The sequence below is a fragment of the Flavobacterium sp. J372 genome (assembly GCF_024699965.1).
Classification (GTDB): domain Bacteria; phylum Bacteroidota; class Bacteroidia; order Flavobacteriales; family Flavobacteriaceae; genus Flavobacterium.
The window spans coordinates 2,617,633-2,632,941 of record NZ_JAJOMZ010000004.1 but is presented as its reverse complement, the minus strand read 5'-3'; the positions used below and the strand labels follow the sequence as shown (position 1 = coordinate 2,632,941).

General features: G+C 44.2%; 14 protein-coding genes and 1 pseudogene. 6 read left to right on the top strand and 9 right to left on the bottom strand.

Annotated elements, in window-relative coordinates; translation table 11 throughout:
• Positions 1 to 17: 17 nt before the first annotated feature.
• A complete protein-coding gene (locus LRS05_RS13090) occupies positions 18 to 1,097 on the bottom strand; it encodes a serine hydrolase (RefSeq protein WP_257868730.1) in 1,080 nt (359 codons plus the stop codon).
• Between the two features lie 94 nt (positions 1,098 to 1,191).
• Here LRS05_RS13090 and LRS05_RS13085 point away from each other — a divergent pair, with 94 nt between their 5' ends.
• Positions 1,192 to 1,611 (top strand): lipocalin family protein, encoded by a 420-nt coding sequence (locus LRS05_RS13085; protein WP_257868729.1) that lies wholly within the window; start codon positions 1,192 to 1,194, stop codon positions 1,609 to 1,611.
• Positions 1,611 to 1,907: a DUF721 domain-containing protein gene (locus LRS05_RS13080; RefSeq protein ID WP_257868728.1), complete on the top strand. Its 297-nt coding sequence runs from the start codon at positions 1,611 to 1,613 to the stop codon at positions 1,905 to 1,907. Before LRS05_RS13085 ends, LRS05_RS13080 begins: the two co-directional genes overlap by 1 nt.
• A 121-nt stretch (positions 1,908 to 2,028) precedes the next feature.
• Here LRS05_RS13080 and LRS05_RS13075 read toward each other — a convergent pair whose 3' ends face one another.
• The 4 genes and pseudogenes from LRS05_RS13075 to LRS05_RS13060 form a co-directional block, all read right to left on the bottom strand.
• Positions 2,029 to 2,448: a nucleoside-diphosphate kinase gene (locus tag LRS05_RS13075; protein WP_257868727.1), complete on the bottom strand. Its 420-nt coding sequence runs from the start codon at positions 2,446 to 2,448 to the stop codon at positions 2,029 to 2,031.
• 75 nt (positions 2,449 to 2,523) lie between these two features.
• Positions 2,524 to 4,112: pseudogene (gene bshC / locus LRS05_RS13070) on the bottom strand (bacillithiol biosynthesis cysteine-adding enzyme BshC).
• A 39-nt stretch (positions 4,113 to 4,151) separates the two neighbouring features.
• A complete protein-coding gene (locus LRS05_RS13065) occupies positions 4,152 to 4,313 on the bottom strand; it encodes a hypothetical protein (protein WP_257868726.1) in 162 nt (53 codons plus the stop codon).
• 2 nt (positions 4,314 to 4,315) lie between these two features.
• A complete protein-coding gene (locus LRS05_RS13060) occupies positions 4,316 to 4,756 on the bottom strand; it encodes a hypothetical protein (RefSeq protein WP_257868725.1) in 441 nt (146 codons plus the stop codon).
• Between the two features lie 136 nt (positions 4,757 to 4,892).
• On the opposite strand from LRS05_RS13060, the gene LRS05_RS13055 reads away from it, so the two are divergent.
• Complete coding sequence (locus LRS05_RS13055; RefSeq protein ID WP_257868724.1) at positions 4,893 to 7,115, top strand: radical SAM protein; 2,223 nt, start codon at positions 4,893 to 4,895, stop codon at positions 7,113 to 7,115.
• 13 nt (positions 7,116 to 7,128) lie between these two features.
• Here the strand turns inward: LRS05_RS13055 and rimO are convergent, their stop codons facing one another.
• Positions 7,129 to 8,484, bottom strand: a complete 1,356-nt coding sequence (gene rimO, locus LRS05_RS13050; RefSeq protein ID WP_257868723.1) for a 30S ribosomal protein S12 methylthiotransferase RimO — start codon at positions 8,482 to 8,484, stop codon at positions 7,129 to 7,131.
• A gap of 181 nt (positions 8,485 to 8,665) precedes the next feature.
• On the opposite strand from rimO, the gene LRS05_RS17365 reads away from it, so the two are divergent.
• The gene (locus tag LRS05_RS17365; protein WP_308224929.1) at positions 8,666 to 9,592 is read left to right on the top strand and encodes a cryptochrome/photolyase family protein; all 927 of its coding nucleotides are present in this window, start codon (positions 8,666 to 8,668) and stop codon (positions 9,590 to 9,592) included.
• Positions 9,589 to 10,209, top strand: a complete 621-nt coding sequence (locus tag LRS05_RS17360) for a hypothetical protein (RefSeq protein WP_308224927.1) — start codon at positions 9,589 to 9,591, stop codon at positions 10,207 to 10,209. Before LRS05_RS17365 ends, LRS05_RS17360 begins: the two co-directional genes overlap by 4 nt.
• An 8-nt stretch (positions 10,210 to 10,217) precedes the next feature.
• Here the strand turns inward: LRS05_RS17360 and LRS05_RS13040 are convergent, their stop codons facing one another.
• The 3 genes from LRS05_RS13040 to LRS05_RS13030 form a co-directional block, all read right to left on the bottom strand.
• Positions 10,218 to 10,940 (bottom strand): hypothetical protein, encoded by a 723-nt coding sequence (locus LRS05_RS13040; RefSeq protein ID WP_257868722.1) that lies wholly within the window; start codon positions 10,938 to 10,940, stop codon positions 10,218 to 10,220.
• A gap of 85 nt (positions 10,941 to 11,025) precedes the next feature.
• The gene (locus LRS05_RS13035; protein ID WP_257868721.1) at positions 11,026 to 12,534 is read right to left on the bottom strand and encodes an OmpP1/FadL family transporter; all 1,509 of its coding nucleotides are present in this window, start codon (positions 12,532 to 12,534) and stop codon (positions 11,026 to 11,028) included.
• A 166-nt stretch (positions 12,535 to 12,700) separates the two neighbouring features.
• Complete coding sequence (locus LRS05_RS13030) at positions 12,701 to 13,720, bottom strand: hypothetical protein (protein ID WP_257868720.1); 1,020 nt, start codon at positions 13,718 to 13,720, stop codon at positions 12,701 to 12,703.
• Between the two features lie 105 nt (positions 13,721 to 13,825).
• On the opposite strand from LRS05_RS13030, the gene proS reads away from it, so the two are divergent.
• Positions 13,826 to 15,301 (top strand): proline--tRNA ligase, encoded by a 1,476-nt coding sequence (gene proS, locus LRS05_RS13025; protein WP_257868719.1) that lies wholly within the window; start codon positions 13,826 to 13,828, stop codon positions 15,299 to 15,301.
• The last annotated feature ends 8 nt before the right edge of the window (positions 15,302 to 15,309 follow it).

Genomic DNA, 15,309 nt, shown 5'->3' with positions numbered 1-15,309 from the left:
GCAGGTATTACCTGCCTTTATAAGTCAATCACTGCACTTATCTTTTCCCAAAGCACTTCATCAAAATCAGACAATGCAACATTACTGCCGTCAGCAGCATCACCCATCCTGATTACAACCATCTTTTTAGAAGGGATTACATAAATCTTCTGGTCATTCTTGCCTAAAGCCATAAACATATCATTTGGCCCCGTCGGGATAATACTGCCATTAAATTGCAGCTGGCTTTGCGGCAGACGGAAGCTGGCCTTGCCATTAAGCCACCACAAATAGCCGTAGGCTTTGTTCGTATCCTGGCTTGTGTTTGTCATTTGGTTAACATACGCCTCATTAATAATCTGGTCATTGTGCCACTTTCCCTTATTAAGTATCATCAGTCCGAAACGTGCCATGCTTCGGGTGTTGCTGGCATACACGCTCAAATCTTCACCGCTGTTAAACCAGGTTCCTGTCATCCCCAGCTTATCGCGCAGGCGGGAGTTGAAATAATTTGTCCATGTCTGGTTTGACGCTTCTGCAACAATATCCTGTAGCTTTACATATACATTATGGTAAGCCCAGCGCGTGCCGGCATCAGCTACATACTGTAGGTTTGCAGGCGATACATCATCACCCAAAGCATCATTCAGGCCTGAAGTCATGGTAAGCAGGTGCCGGTTTGTAATGAGATTTTCTTTTGCTAACGGAGCGCTTGTCCAGCCTGTACCCAAGTAATCCGAAACTTTATCATTTATATCAAGTATCCCTTCCTGCTCAGCGATTCCGGTGACAGTTGCCGTAAGCGTTTTGCCCGCACTTGCCCAGTACCACGGTGTTGTGGCAGAGTGACCGTTAAAGTAATTTTCCATTACAATACGTCCGTTTACAAGTATGATAAACGATTTTGTGTGTTTTTGTTCAAGGTAGGTTAACAGCGGCTGAATTTGTGATTCATCCCAACCTAATGAAGCTGCAGTCTTGGTTTCCCAGGAATCAGACCCATTGGGAGGAAAGTACATGGCCTCAGCAGGAAGATTTGTGTTATCATTTGCCGTATCGCTGTCAGATGAACATGAGAAAAGAGATATTGTCAATAAAAGCAAAAGTGTAGATTTCATGGTTTTAGCGGTTTAACCTATGACTGTAAATGTATCAAAAAGTTTAATCCTGCTCCTAAAATATTCGTTTGTCAATATTCATTAAATTTGTGACATGAAACGATTTTTATTTCTGGCAATTGCTATAGTTGTAAGCGCATGTTCCGGCAAAATTGATGAAGCTGAATTGACTCACCTTAACGGCTACTGGGAAATTGAGAAAGCTGAAATGCCTGATGGTGAAACTAAAGAATATGCGGTCAATTCCACAGTTGATTATTTTGAAATAAAAGATAATAAAGGCTTCCGGAAAAAAGTGATGCCACAGCTTGATGGGTCTTACCGTACGGGGAGTTCTGACGAGAAGATAAACGTTTCTGATGAAGATACCGGGACATATATCAATTACAAAACCGACTATGCCACATGGAAAGAACGGATAGTTGAACTTGATGAAGATGAACTTGTATTGAAGAATGACCACGGCATGGTGTACCACTATAAGCGTTTTAAACCTTTTAGCATAAAAGAATAATGGCTAAACGTACCAATGACAGCGAACCAATAAGCGACGTGCTGAAGGGCTTTATTGAGGCAAACAACCTCCAAAAAGGCATGGATGCTGTAAACGTACGCGATGCGTGGAAAAACCTTATGGGTCCCGGCGTGAACAATTACACGAACGAAATCATGCTGAAGAACGGGACGCTTTATGTGCAGCTTACATCGGCAGTTTTACGTGAAGAACTGAGTTATGGCAGGGCAAAAATCGTGACAATGATAAATGAGGAACTCGGCAGGGAAGTGGTAAGGGATGTGGTGCTGAGATAGCAAAAAGTTGAAAGTTGTAAAGTCAAAAGTCTTAAAGTCGAAAGATCGAGCCGTCGAAATGTCGATGGTAACAAAAAAGCCACTCATCAGAGCGGCTTCTTGTTTTTATATAAGGCAGTAATTAGAACTGCTCTCTTCCTGCGAAGTGGAAAGCGCTTTCGATTGCAGCGTTCTCATCGCTGTCTGAACCGTGTACGGCGTTCTCACCAACAGATTTTGCATATTTCTTACGGATGGTACCTTCAGCAGCATCAGCAGGGTTTGTCGCGCCGATAAGTGTACGGAACTCCTCAACTGCATTTTCTTTTTCAAGGATAGCAGCTACGATAGGGCCACGAGACATAAACTCAACAAGTTCACCGTAGAAAGGCCTTGCGCTGTGCACTGCATAAAATTTCTCAGCATCAGCTTTTGTAAGCTGTGTAAGCTTAAGTGAAACAATCCTGAAACCAGCTTCAGTTATCATTGATAGAATACCGCCGATGTTACCCGCCTCAACAGCGTCCGGCTTGATCATTGTAAAAGTCCTGTTTGTTGCCATTGTCTTTTTTAAATTTTGCGCAAAAGTAAGGCTTTTATCTTAATGAATATTAATAAATCAATAAGGATTTTTAAGCTAAAGCACAATCACGCTAAATTCCTGCTCAAGAGGTTTTAACTTAGCAAACAATTCGTGTAAAAGCTTACCATCATAATCTAAATAGAATTCAGAGAAATTAGCTTTGCGCTCCTGCAGGCTTTGGTTTGGGAAGAGTTCGTTCTGTAGTGTAGTTATTCGCTCCAGTTCGTCAGCATGGCGGCGTTTTTCAGCTTTAAGCAGACGTTTTTCCAGATTCTCAAGTCCTTTCAACTGCTTTTCTTTTTGTGCCTGTACAGCGCCTTTAAAAGATTTATCTGTCTGTTCAGCAATCTTTTCCAGTTTGTCGAATTGCTCAGTTAAGTGTTGTTTTTGCTCTGAAAAATCAAGATTTAATTCAGAATAAACCGCAATTTTTTTATTGATTAGCTCATGTTGTTTTGAGAACATGTCGGTCCATGTAAGGTTAAGCTTATCAGCTTTGGATGCCTGCTTTTCGGTTGCCAACAGTACGGAGTTACGTATCAGCAACATAGGGAATGTTATGCGTGCCGAATCAAAGTAGCTTTTTAGTTCCAGCCAGTAGGCAATCTCGCCACCGCCGCCAATATAGCATAAGTTGGGCAATATCACTTCCTGGTACAGCGGGCGCATAATTACATTCGGGCTGAAGCGCTCGGGATTTGATTCCACCAATTCCAGTATTTCACTTTCGCTGAATGACATCTCCGTATTGTTTACATAATACCTGCCATCCTGTAATATAATACGTTCTCGAAGGTTATCTTCTATATAAAACAGGTTGATGTCACGCGGGTTGACCTGTATGTTGTAACCTTTAAGGTGCTCTGCCGTTTCTGCAACTTTGTGGTGCGATGTCTGGTGTAACAGCTCTTCCTTTATGTGTGGAATGAACAGCTTCTTCAGCGCTGGAGTATCAGCATCAACGATCACAAGCCCTTCCTCAGCAAAAAGGTGATTCGCGATATAGCGCGTTGCATCAGCGAGGTTATCGTGCTTCAGATAAGCGTCTGTAAACAGCTGTACCAGCCAGGCGGCATTATCGCCTGCGCCGAGCTCTTTTTTAAGACTTCAAGTACCGCATTGAGTCCGCTAGTTGATAATCGCCCAACCGGGCCTGCACTTTCGCGCGTCCATTTTATCTTTTTATCCCTGAAGTTGAAGTAATTAATTTCTTCGAAGTCATGGTCCTCGGTCGCCATCCAATATACAGGTACAAAATTGTAGGCAGGGTAGGCAACCTTCAGTTGTTTCGTCAGGTTTATGGTTGAGACAATCTTATAAAGAAAATATAGCGGACCAGTAAAAAGGTTTAATTGGTGGCCGGTGGTTATTGTGTAGGTATTATCTTCCCAAAGCGCTGCAATGTTTTGCTTTGTTTTTGCAGATGTATCCAGGCTTTTGTATTGCAGTTCCAGTTCATCGGCCAGCTTGCTGCGGAAAGTATGGTCGTAGTTCTTCTGCTTTTCCTCAAGCTGTGCCTTGAAATTCTCAAGGGTAGGAATGCGGTTGTACAGCGGCTTCAGCGTATCTTTTTGGTTCAGGTAGTCAACAATTAGCGGGGTAAAATATCCTGAACTCTGGTACGTGATACAGTCTGATGGCATTGTAGTTTGTTTTGTACAAAATTAGGGAAAAGCCTTGTATTATATTGCTTTTTTTAATTTTGGTAAACCGGCTTTCTTAAGAGTTTCATTCGCTTTGTCAACCTTATTCTGAAAGAGTGGTTTGTCTTTCAGAACTTCTAAGCCATTGTCGATAGTAACAATAGGTGTCTTTCTGTTATTTAGGTCGTCAATTGTTTTCATGGTTATTTTCTTTTAATTAGAAAAGCATCAAATTCTATTCCTTTTTCAAACTTAACCCATTCATCATTCAATAATCCATAAATTTCAAAATGTTTTGCAGCTTCATCGTAATGCTTTGAAATTCCGATGCGATATAGCCTTGTTCTTGACGCTGTACTTCCTGTCGCATATATCCATGCATCACGATATCTGTCTGTAAAAGCATAAACTGCCGAAACAACTGTTGCTAAAACTTTCTCGCTGTCTCCATTATTTGAAATCGCCAAATCATCAACGTCACCTGTCTCAATATCTTTATCCCCAAAGCCCAGATTATAGAAATCTTTTAAATGTGTCTCGCTAAACTTTATAATCTTAGGGATACTACCTTTGTTTCCTTCACTCGTAAACTCAAATAAAATTAATGAATTTTCTGCTTTAAGCTGATATTTTGGTAAGTTCAATTTTAATGTGCTTTAGTCTGATGGCATTGTAGTTTGTTTTGTACAAAATTAGCGAAAATTACAATACTGCACACCCTAGATTCGTTAAGCATAAATTCGAAATTATCCCCTAAATTTGCACCACAATCATTGCCGTTTGAAAACCAAAGCTTTCTTAATAACGCCGCCCTTCACACAACTCAATACGCCATACCCGGCCACGGCCTACCTGAAGGGCTTCCTCAACACCAAGAGCATACCGTCTTACCAGGCCGATCTTGGTATTGAGGTGATAGCAAAGCTGTTTTCAAAGAAAGGACTGACGGATCTTTTTAATGAAGTTGAGTCAGGCTCCCCTCTCCTTGGGAGAGGGGCCGGGGGAGAGGCTGCCCAACTCTCAGAAAATGCCCAACGCATCATAGCCCTCCGCGAAGAGTACCTCAAAACCATTGATCAGGTAATGCTGTTCCTGCAAGGGAAGAACCCTACGCTGGCGCACCTCATTTGCAGTGAAGATTTTCTGCCCGAGGCATCTCGGTTTGCACAGTTGGAAGAACTCGATTGGGCTTTCGGTACCATGGGTAACCAGGATAAGGCCAAGCATTTGGCTACGCTGTACCTTGAGGATATTAGCGACCTGATTGTAGAGTGTGTCGACCCGCATTTTGGCTTCTCACGATATGCTGAGAGGTTGGGGCGTTCGGCTAACTCGTTTGATGAATTGTATGACAGCCTGCAACAGCAGTTCACTTATATTGACAGACTGCTTGTCGGGATATTGCACGAGCGACTGCTCGATGTCGAACCACAACTGGTTTGTTTTTCGGTTCCATTCCCCGGGAATCTGTATGCAGCTTTCCGAAGCGCGCAGTTTATCAAACAGCATTTCCCGAATATAAAAATCGCAATGGGCGGCGGTTTTCCGAATACGGAACTGCGCTCGCTTACCGATGCACGGGTAATGGAATTCTTTGATTTTATCACGCTTGACGATGGTGAGGCCCCGATTGAATGTCTGATTGAGCACCTTGACGGCAAGCGTGACATTTCACAACTGAAGCGGACTTTCACACTCATTGATGAGAAAGTAGCATATATTGATAATTCCGGTTGCAGGGATTATAAGCAGGCAGAGGTAGGCACGCCTGACTATAGTGACCTGCCCCTTGATACCTATATTTCAGTAATTGAAGTTGTAAACCCGATGCACCGCATGTGGAGCGATGGCCGCTGGAACAAGCTTACAATGGCACACGGCTGCTATTGGGGTAAATGCACGTTTTGCGACATTTCGCTTGATTATATAAAGGTGTACGAACCCGTTGCCGCAAAATTGCTGGTCGACAGAATGGAAGAGCTCATAGCGCAAACAGGCCAGAATGGTTTTCATTTTGTGGATGAAGCCGCACCGCCTGCATTGATGCGGGAATTGGCGTTGGAAATTATCCGACGGAAGATTGCCGTAACCTGGTGGACAAACATCCGCTTTGAAAAAAGCTTTACGGCCGACTTATGTAAACTGCTGAAGGCTTCAGGCTGCATCGCTGTGAGCGGAGGGCTTGAAGTGGCAAGTGACCGTTTGCTTGACCTGATTCAAAAAGGCGTTACTGTGGCACAGGTGGCCCGTGTGACCCGCAACTTTACCGAAGCGGGTATCATGGTACATGCCTACCTGATGTATGGGTTTCCGACACAAACCGCGCAGGAAACTATTGACTCACTCGAGATGGTTCGCCAGATGTTTGAGGCCGGTATATTGCAGAGCGGTTTCTGGCACCAGTTTGCCATGACGGCACACAGCCCTGTTGGTTTAGAGCCGGAAAAGTTCAGCGTTGTTAAAGAAAGTGATATCATAGGCAGTTTTGCCAATAACGATATCGTGCATATTGACAGCATCGGAGCAAATCACGATAAGTTTAGCTACGGACTGAAAAAGTCACTATTCAATTTTATGCACGGGCTGTGTTTTGACTATCCTTTACAGGAGTGGTTTGATTTTAAAGTGCCACGCACTAAAATTCCTGAAGACTATATCTACAATGTCCTTCAGGATGAGAATAACTTCAGCATAAAACCTACAGCAAAAATAGTATGGCTGGGAGGGAAGCCGTCAATTTCACACATCACCAAAACTAAAAAAGGGCGCACCTTTGAAAATACAGTGCTCACCTTCCACGACAAAAAAGAAAGCTTCTCGATTCAGGTAAGCCAGCCGGAAGGTGAATGGCTTGTGCAATTTTTACAGGAAGCATCAGCCACAGTTATGACTTTCGCCACAGCTAAGCAAAGCTTCGAAGATGCTACCGGTGAAGATTTTGAGCCATTCTGGTATAGTAAGCCAATAAACACATTACGCGATTACGGTTTATTGGTGTTGTAATAAAAAAGCCAGGTTATTCCTGGCCTTCTAAATATTGTTCCTGCAATGCTGCTACTGTTTCCGGGAGTCCGTATAAATCGAACTCAGTAGCATCGGTGATTGTTATGTTTACAAATTCGCCTGTCTTCAGATAGATGTTCGTCGCGTCAATCAGTACTTCATTATCAACATCCGGACTGTCAAACTCAGTACGGCCCACAAAGTGCGAACCTTCTTTCCTGTCGATAATACACTTAAATGTCTTACCAATTTTCTCCTGGTTTTGTTCCCATGAAATTTGCGACTGTATTTCCATGATTTCATTAGCGCGTTGTTGCTTCACTTCGGCAGGCACATCGTCAACAAGGCTGTAAGCGTGTGTGTTTTCTTCGTGTGAATAGGCAAAACATCCCAAACGCTCAAAACGCATTTCCTCCACCCAGTTTTTCAGTATTTGGAAGTCTTCTTCCGTTTCACCCGGATAGCCTACGATAAGCGTGGTACGTATCGCCATGTTCGGCACCGCCTGCCTGAATTCTTTCAGCAGTCGGGTTGTCTTCTCCTGGGTAGTACCACGGCGCATTGACTTCAGTACGCTGTCGCTTATGTGTTGTAGCGGAATGTCAAGGTAATTGCAAATCTTAGGTTCGCGGTTCATAAGATCCAGCACATCCATCGGAAAACCTGAAGGAAAAGCATAGTGAAGTCGTATCCACTCAATGCCCTCCACCTTTACAAGGTTTTCAAGCAGTTCGGCAAGATTACGTTTTTTATATAGGTCGAGTCCGTAATAGGTAAGGTCCTGCGCAATAAGTATCAGTTCTTTTACGCCATTTTTAGCAAGGCCTTCAGCTTCTTTCACCAGTTTTTCAATAGGCTGAGAAACGTGATTCCCGCGCATAAGCGGTATGGCACAGAAGCTGCACGGGCGGTCACACCCTTCAGATATCTTTAAATATGCGTAATTTTTAGGAGTAGTGGTCAGGCGCTCGCCAAGCAGCTCGTGGCGATAATCAGCGCCCAAAGCCTTAAGCAAAAGGGGCAACTCAGTAGTGCCGAAATACTGGTCCACATCCGGAATCTCTTTAATCAGGTCCGGTTTGTAACGCTCACTCAGGCATCCTGTTACAAAAACCTTGTCAACCAGTCCCTGTTCTTTCTTGTCAACATAATTCAGTATCATGTTCACAGATTCTTCCTTTGCATTGTCAATAAAACCGCATGTGTTTATCACGATGATGTTACCTTCTTCGTGTGCCGGGGCTTCGTGTGTCACATCTTTGCCGCTGGCACGCAGCTGGCCCATAAGCACTTCACTGTCATACACGTTCTTGCTGCACCCGAGGGTAACCACATTGATCTTATTTTTCTTTAAAGACTTGGTTCTCATTCACTTAAAATTGGAGTGCAAAATTACGGTTTTTATCGGGATCAAAAACATAAGCGCTCGAAATTGTAAGGTAGAAGCATGTTAAAGTCGCGCACGTTCCACAAAGTTTAAATCTTTGTTAGGCAGCTATACTCAAAAAGTAATATGCCCTATCTTGCAATATAGTAGCAGCATTGCACGAATGAAAAAGAAATACAAGACGTTACGGCTTATTTTGGGCGACCAGCTAAACAGCAGCCACTCATGGTATCAGTCGAAAGACGAATCAGTACTCTATGTGCTAATGGAAGTTCGTAGCGAGACCGATTATGTGTGGCACCATATACAAAAGGCGTGTGCGTTTTTTGCAGCTATGGAAGACTTTGCTGAACATTTGAAGTCAGTGGGGCATCAGGTGAAATACATTAAACTTGATGATAAAGATAACCTGCAAAGTTTTGAAAAGAACTGCAACACACTGATTGAAGAGTACGGAATCGAAAAGTTTGAATATCAGCTGCCGGATGAGTATCGACTTGACGAAGCGTTGGCAAAATATGTAAAGAGTCTTTCAATAGCCACAAAAGTTTTTGATACCGAACATTTTTTTACCAAGCGTGATGATGTGAAAGATTTCTTCGAAGGCAAGAAACTCATCCTTATGGAGAACTTTTACAGGCACATGCGGAAAGAGCACGGTATTTTGATGAAAGGCGCAGAGCCGGAAGGAGGGCGATGGAATTTTGACGAGGAGAATCGTAAAAAGCTGCCAAAGAGCCACAAGCCGTTGCCACCGCTATTGCTTAGTAATGATGTAACTCCTCAATACAACAGAATCACTAAAGCGAATGTAAAGACAATTGGAAGCATAAGTCCAAAAGATTTTCCGTGGCCGGTAAGCAGGGAGCAGTCACTTGAGTTACTTGATTATTTTGTAAACAATTGCCTTCCGCTTTTCGGTACGTTTCAGGATGCCATGCATACCGATAAATGGTATTTGTATCACTCACGGCTATCCTTCGCTATGAATAGTAAAATGATTTCTCCAAAAGAGGTGATAGAAGCTGCTACCGAAACCTGGGAGAAAAACAAAAGGTCATCGAACTTAACCAGGTGGAAGGTTTCGTGAGGCAGATTTTAGGCTGGCGCGAGTATATGCGTGGTATCTACTGGATGAAGATGCCGGCGTTTGCATCAATGAATTTCTTTGGGCACAAGCGTAAGCTGCCGGATTGGTACTGGACGGGCGAGACAAAAATGAATTGCCTGAAGCACGCCATTGGCCAGTCACTGGAAGCAGCTTATGCGCACCATATACAACGCCTTATGGTTACCGGGAATTTTGCCCTGCTGGCGGGAATAGCGCCTGAAGAGGTGGATTTTTGGTATCTCGGAATTTACATTGACGCTATCGAATGGGTCGAAATCACCAACACACGAGGCATGAGCCAATATGCTGATGGCGGTATTACAGGCTCTAAGCCCTACACGGCAAGCGCAAACTACATCCATAAAATGAGCAATTACTGCGAGGGATGCTATTACGACCGCACCGAACGCACAACTGATAATGCCTGCCCTTTCAACAGCCTGTATTGGGATTTCCACGACCGTAATGCCAAAAAGCTGCAGGACCATCCACGTTTGCGAATGGTATATAATCTATGGAACAAGATGGAGGCAGGACAAAAAGAAGCTATCCTTAAACGTGCTGCTTATTGTCTGGAGAATATTGAAAGGCTTTGATATACTGCTCAGCCCGCTGTATATGTATTTATTTTCAGAGGAGGATTTTTAACCTTATTAAATCTTAGTGGAATTTTATTTTTTGACTTTATCGTTCCGTGGAAAACTTCATACCCATTTTGTTTGATAGTTTTTATATCGCTGCGTGAAATGGAATTTTTATATCCAACAGAATCGCTGTTAACCAAAATCTCAGCCTCATATTTTTTATTTGGCTCTAGATCGACAGAATAAACTATTCCATGGTCGAGTGTACCAAATGGTAAGATAAGGTACCACTCAAAATATAATGTTTCACCCGCATGAATTGTAAAATTTCTGTCCGTCATATTATAATATGTATTATATTTTAAATATTCCATTTCCCTATCTTTATTAGTCAAACCCATTGAAGGAATACTTAGCTTAGGTTCCTGATAAATATTGTTTTCAGAATATATTTTTAAATATCCATGTTTGATACTGATAAGTTCATAGTTGAGGCGCCGAAAATTATCGACATTAAAATAGTATGTTTTATCAGTGTTATTGGTAAGCTTATATTGTATGATAGATTGTGATTCTTCAACTGCGGGCTCGTCTGATGTCACATAGTCAAAATACTTATCCCGCTTTACATCTGCTGAATTAAGTTCCTTTGTAATAATTTCTAGTTCAAAAGCATCTTTTTTTTCAGATTTGCATCCGGTGAGGAGAACTACGGTAACTATTAGAAGATAGGGTATTTTCATTGTAAGGATTGTTTCCACCAAATATACCAAAAAAGCCACCTCAAAAGTGAGATGGCTTTTATGACCTGTACTAGTAAGATGAAAATTACAGGTCTATAGTGTATGATAACGTTACGTTGTTATTATCGGTGTTTACGCGGGCGGTGTTGGCAAAACCATTACCGTCAAGCAGGCTGTTGGTAACCCAGCGGCTATAGTAAGAGTAGGCGAGATCAATTCTTGAATTTCCGAATGTATAACCCAAACCTCCTGAATAACCGCGAAGGTCGCCCATAGCTACATTCTCCTCATACGGACTCTGTTCATAACGGAAACCGCCACGCAGGCTGAATGCTTTAATGCGGTATTCTCCGCCTATGCGTATCTCTGCGGCATAACCCAGGTTATCACTTAGCGCAGCATTTATAGCGCTGAAATTATCGGTTGAGTATCGGGTATTGCCATAATCTCTTATTGAGCCGTCAATGCTTATGAGTCCGCTTTTTCCAAAGATATACGCTAAACTGCCCGTCCATCTGCCGGGAGTGCGCAGGCTATAATCCGGCAATATAAAAGTAAACGCCGGGTCTGTTGTAAAATAGCTCGTTGATGTTCCGTCACATTCAGGGCAGAATGATGATATGCTCTGCCTTACTTCATCCTGAAGGCTGTACCATGTTGGCGACTCGTATGCCAAACCTACACGGAACTCTTCAGTAACTTTGGCAATGGCGCCAACATTCATAGAAAAGCCGCCACCGTAAGTATACCGCTGGGTATCAAAGCGAACCGATTGCAGGCCTAAGTTTGTTGGGGCGTTATAGCGCTCATAAACACTGGTGTTTTTTATGAAATCGGTAAAGTGCACGTTGAGGTTAAGCCCAAGATACAGCCAGTTTTGAAGCTGTGCTGCAAAGTTTAAATTCACCTTGCCGTTAAACCCTGTTGATGAAACGCCAGCCTCCTGGTAATACCTGTTGCTGTTAGTGATATTTTCGGCAGCAATATAGCTTGTATTGTTAGGGGCATTAACGGCAGGGTCAAATAAGTAAGCATTATAGCCCAGGTAGGCCTGCTGCCCTGCAAAGTTAAGGTCTTCAAACCAGGCGTTTTGAAGTGTACTGAGCCTTATTCCGTTGGCATAGCTTAAAAAGTAATCACTTATGCTATTATTAGGGCTTGTGCCCTGTACATAAAAGCTATTGTCAAGATTACCGGTATTCTCATAGTTGAAGCCAAGCGTGAATTTCTTCATTACGGCTTCAGGATTCATGCTGTTGAAAACAAATACGCCACCAATTTGGTTGATTTCAAAAGCATTATCGTTCTTTTTACGGGTGTTACCAAGATATGATGCACTATTGCTCATATTATAGCTTGTAACCGAAGCTGTACCGGTATTGTAGTTGAAGATTGCCATACCGGCAGGATTCACGCCCATTGCAGATATGTCTCCGCCCAGAGCGCCAAATGCACCGCTCATAGCCCTGAAGCGGGCCGTGCCTGTAACATTGTCAACACCATAGCGCACAGCATCAAGCGGGGTTACCATTTCCTGCGCCTGCATAACGGCAGTTCCTAACAAAGCCGAAGCAAAAAATAAATATCTTTTCATAGTTGTTTTATTGTGATTTGTGTAAAAGAAAGAAGCTTCCATTTTGAGCGAAACGAAGTGAAGTCGAAAAATCTCAAATTATTTGTGATAACCTGAGATTTCCCGACTTCAAGATTTAATAATTTGTTAGCGAGATTTCTCCTATCGTCGAAATGGAAAAGCTGTTTTAACCTCTGCGGCCGCCGCCACCGCCGCCGCGGGAACCACCGCCTCCGCCGCCGGAACGGCCTCCGCCAAAGCCACCTGAACTACGCGATGGTGAGCTCATAGTAGGCGTGCTGCGTATTGGTGTGCTCCTGGTAGGAGAGTAGGTGTTATTGCTCCTTGAAGGTGAATTAATATTGCTATTGCTGCGAGTCGAATTTTGGTAACCTCTCACACCATTAGTATTATTGCGTGAGTTATTGTACTGCACATCGCCACGGGTACGCACTGCATTCCCGTTGTTGTTAAACCTGCGGTTGTTGCTAACAGTTGTCCCCCTACCTGTGCTGTAAGAGTTTGCACGCCTACCTGCATTATTGTAGTATTGGGAACGTGTGCCGTTGTAGGCTGCTACGTTACGTCCGTTATAGCGATATCCTCCGTTATAGTAGCCACCGTTATAGTAGTATGGGTAGTAGCCGTGGCCCCAGCCCCAGTTATTCCATCCGCCCCAACCCCAGTTGTTCCAGCCCCAGCCGCCGTACCAGCCGCCCCAGCCATAGCCAAGGCCCCAGCCCCAGCCGCCGCCGTACCAGGAGTTCCATCCCCATCCGGGATATCCGCCCCAACCGTACCAGCCGCCGCCCCAGCCCCAGTTGTTGTCGTAAACATTTATGGTAACATTATCAGGGTCATCGCCCCAACCGGCATTGGCGTTATAGTTTTCAACTACTACCACTGTATCGTTCGGGGTATTCTGCACATCAACCGTAGCAGGATATTGCGTCTGCAGCGATTTAAAGTAGGCCTGGTAGTTCATGTTCTGGCCGTCGACATTGCCGTCACGGTATCGGCCTACGTTTCCGTCATTATACTGGTATACAGGCTGGCCATTGGCATCGCGCTGTGTACCGTTGTATATGCTGTCATTATCATAACCTGATGTATTCTGGTACGAGCCGCACGATGTGGCAGCAACGCCGAAAAGCCCCAACAAGCTGTAAAGGGATATCCGTTTAAAGATGGAGTAGTAAGTTTTCATGGCTAAAGTGCAAATTTTTTTATTGATGTAGCGTATAAAATAGTTAGTTTTGCCTGACGATTTATACAATAAAGATAAAACAATATTTGTGCCAAAAATATAAGTATGAGCAAGAATTTGACCAAGCGGAGTGAAGATTATTCAAAATGGTATAATGAGCTGGTGGTAAAAGCCGACCTTGCCGAAAACAGCGGCGTGCGCGGTTGCATGGTTATCAAGCCCTACGGGTATGCGATATGGGAAAAGATGCAGGCCGAGCTTGACCGTATGTTTAAGGAGACCGGACACCAGAATGCTTACTTCCCGCTGTTCATACCCAAGAGCTACTTCAGTAAAGAGGCGAGCCATGTTGATGGCTTTGCTAAAGAGTGCGCCGTTGTTACACACTATCGCTTAAAGACTTCAGAAGACGGAAAATCTATCGAGGTTGACCCTGATGCCAAGCTTGAGGAAGAACTTATCGTAAGGCCAACGTCTGAAACTATTATATGGGATACCTACCGTAAATGGATACAGTCGTACCGCGACCTGCCTATTTTGGTGAACCAATGGGCAAACGTGGTGCGTTGGGAGATGCGTACGCGCCTTTTCCTTCGTACGGCAGAATTCCTGTGGCAGGAGGGGCATACCGCCCACGCTACCAAACAGGAAGCGATTGCCGAGGCTGAACAAATGATGAACGTATATGCCGACTTCGCCGAGAACTTTATGGCAATACCTGTTGTGAAAGGCGTGAAAACGGCCAACGAGCGTTTTGCAGGGGCAGAGGAAACGTATTGCATCGAAGCTCTTATGCAGGATGGCAAGGCACTGCAGGCGGGTACGTCGCATTTCCTTGGGCAGAACTTCGCGAAGGCATTCGACGTGAAATTTGCCAACCAAGAAGGCAAGCAGGATTATGTATGGGCTACCTCGTGGGGTGTTTCTACAAGGCTTATGGGCGCGCTGGTGATGACACACAGTGATGACAACGGCCTGGTGCTTCCGCCGAACCTGGCGCCGATACAGGTGGTTATCGTGCCGATACACAAGGGTGATGACCAGCTGGCCGAGATAAGCGCCGAGGTGCACACGCTGGTAACGCAGCTGCGTAAGCTCCGCATCTCTGTGAAGTATGACGACCGTACCACCCACAAACCGGGCTGGAAATTCAACGAATATGAGCTTAAGGGCGTACCGGTGCGTATTGCCATCGGGCCGAATGATCTTGCCAACGGTACCTTTGAAGTGGCCCGCCGCGATACCCTTACCAAAGAAACGGTGCTTAAGGGCGAAATAGTGAAGTATGTGCAGGCATTGCTTGAGGAGATACAGGAGAATATGTTTACGAAGGCGCTTAACTTCCGTGACAGCCATATTACCGAGGTAAACAGCTGGGATGAGTTTAAGGATGTGCTTGAGAACAAAACCGGCTTTGTGTCAGCACATTGGGATGGCACCACTGAGACCGAAGAAAAGATCAAGGGCCTTACCAAGGCTACCATCCGCTGTATAGCGCTTGACAGGGCAGAGGAGGCCGGAAACTGTGTGCTTACCGGCGCACCGAGCAAAGGCCGCGTGCTGTTTGCAAAGGCGTATTAAAAATATTT

Excerpts from the sequence above, each read along its gene's own strand:
- LRS05_RS13090 (WP_257868730.1), bottom strand. The coding sequence starts at position 1,097 with ATGAAATCTACACTTTTGCTTTTATTGACAATATCTCTTTTCTCATGT.
- LRS05_RS13085 (WP_257868729.1), top strand. The coding sequence starts at position 1,192 with ATGAAACGATTTTTATTTCTGGCAATTGCTATAGTTGTAAGCGCATGT.
- LRS05_RS13080 (WP_257868728.1), top strand. The coding sequence starts at position 1,611 with ATGGCTAAACGTACCAATGACAGCGAACCAATAAGCGACGTGCTGAAG.
- LRS05_RS13075 (WP_257868727.1), bottom strand. The coding sequence starts at position 2,448 with ATGGCAACAAACAGGACTTTTACAATGATCAAGCCGGACGCTGTTGAG.
- LRS05_RS13065 (WP_257868726.1), bottom strand. The coding sequence starts at position 4,313 with ATGAAAACAATTGACGACCTAAATAACAGAAAGACACCTATTGTTACT.
- rimO (WP_257868723.1), bottom strand. The coding sequence starts at position 8,484 with ATGAGAACCAAGTCTTTAAAGAAAAATAAGATCAATGTGGTTACCCTC.
- LRS05_RS17365 (WP_308224929.1), top strand. The coding sequence starts at position 8,666 with ATGAAAAAGAAATACAAGACGTTACGGCTTATTTTGGGCGACCAGCTA.
- LRS05_RS13040 (WP_257868722.1), bottom strand. The coding sequence starts at position 10,940 with ATGAAAATACCCTATCTTCTAATAGTTACCGTAGTTCTCCTCACCGGA.
- LRS05_RS13035 (WP_257868721.1), bottom strand. The coding sequence starts at position 12,534 with ATGAAAAGATATTTATTTTTTGCTTCGGCTTTGTTAGGAACTGCCGTT.
- LRS05_RS13030 (WP_257868720.1), bottom strand. The coding sequence starts at position 13,720 with ATGAAAACTTACTACTCCATCTTTAAACGGATATCCCTTTACAGCTTG.
- proS (WP_257868719.1), top strand. The coding sequence starts at position 13,826 with ATGAGCAAGAATTTGACCAAGCGGAGTGAAGATTATTCAAAATGGTAT.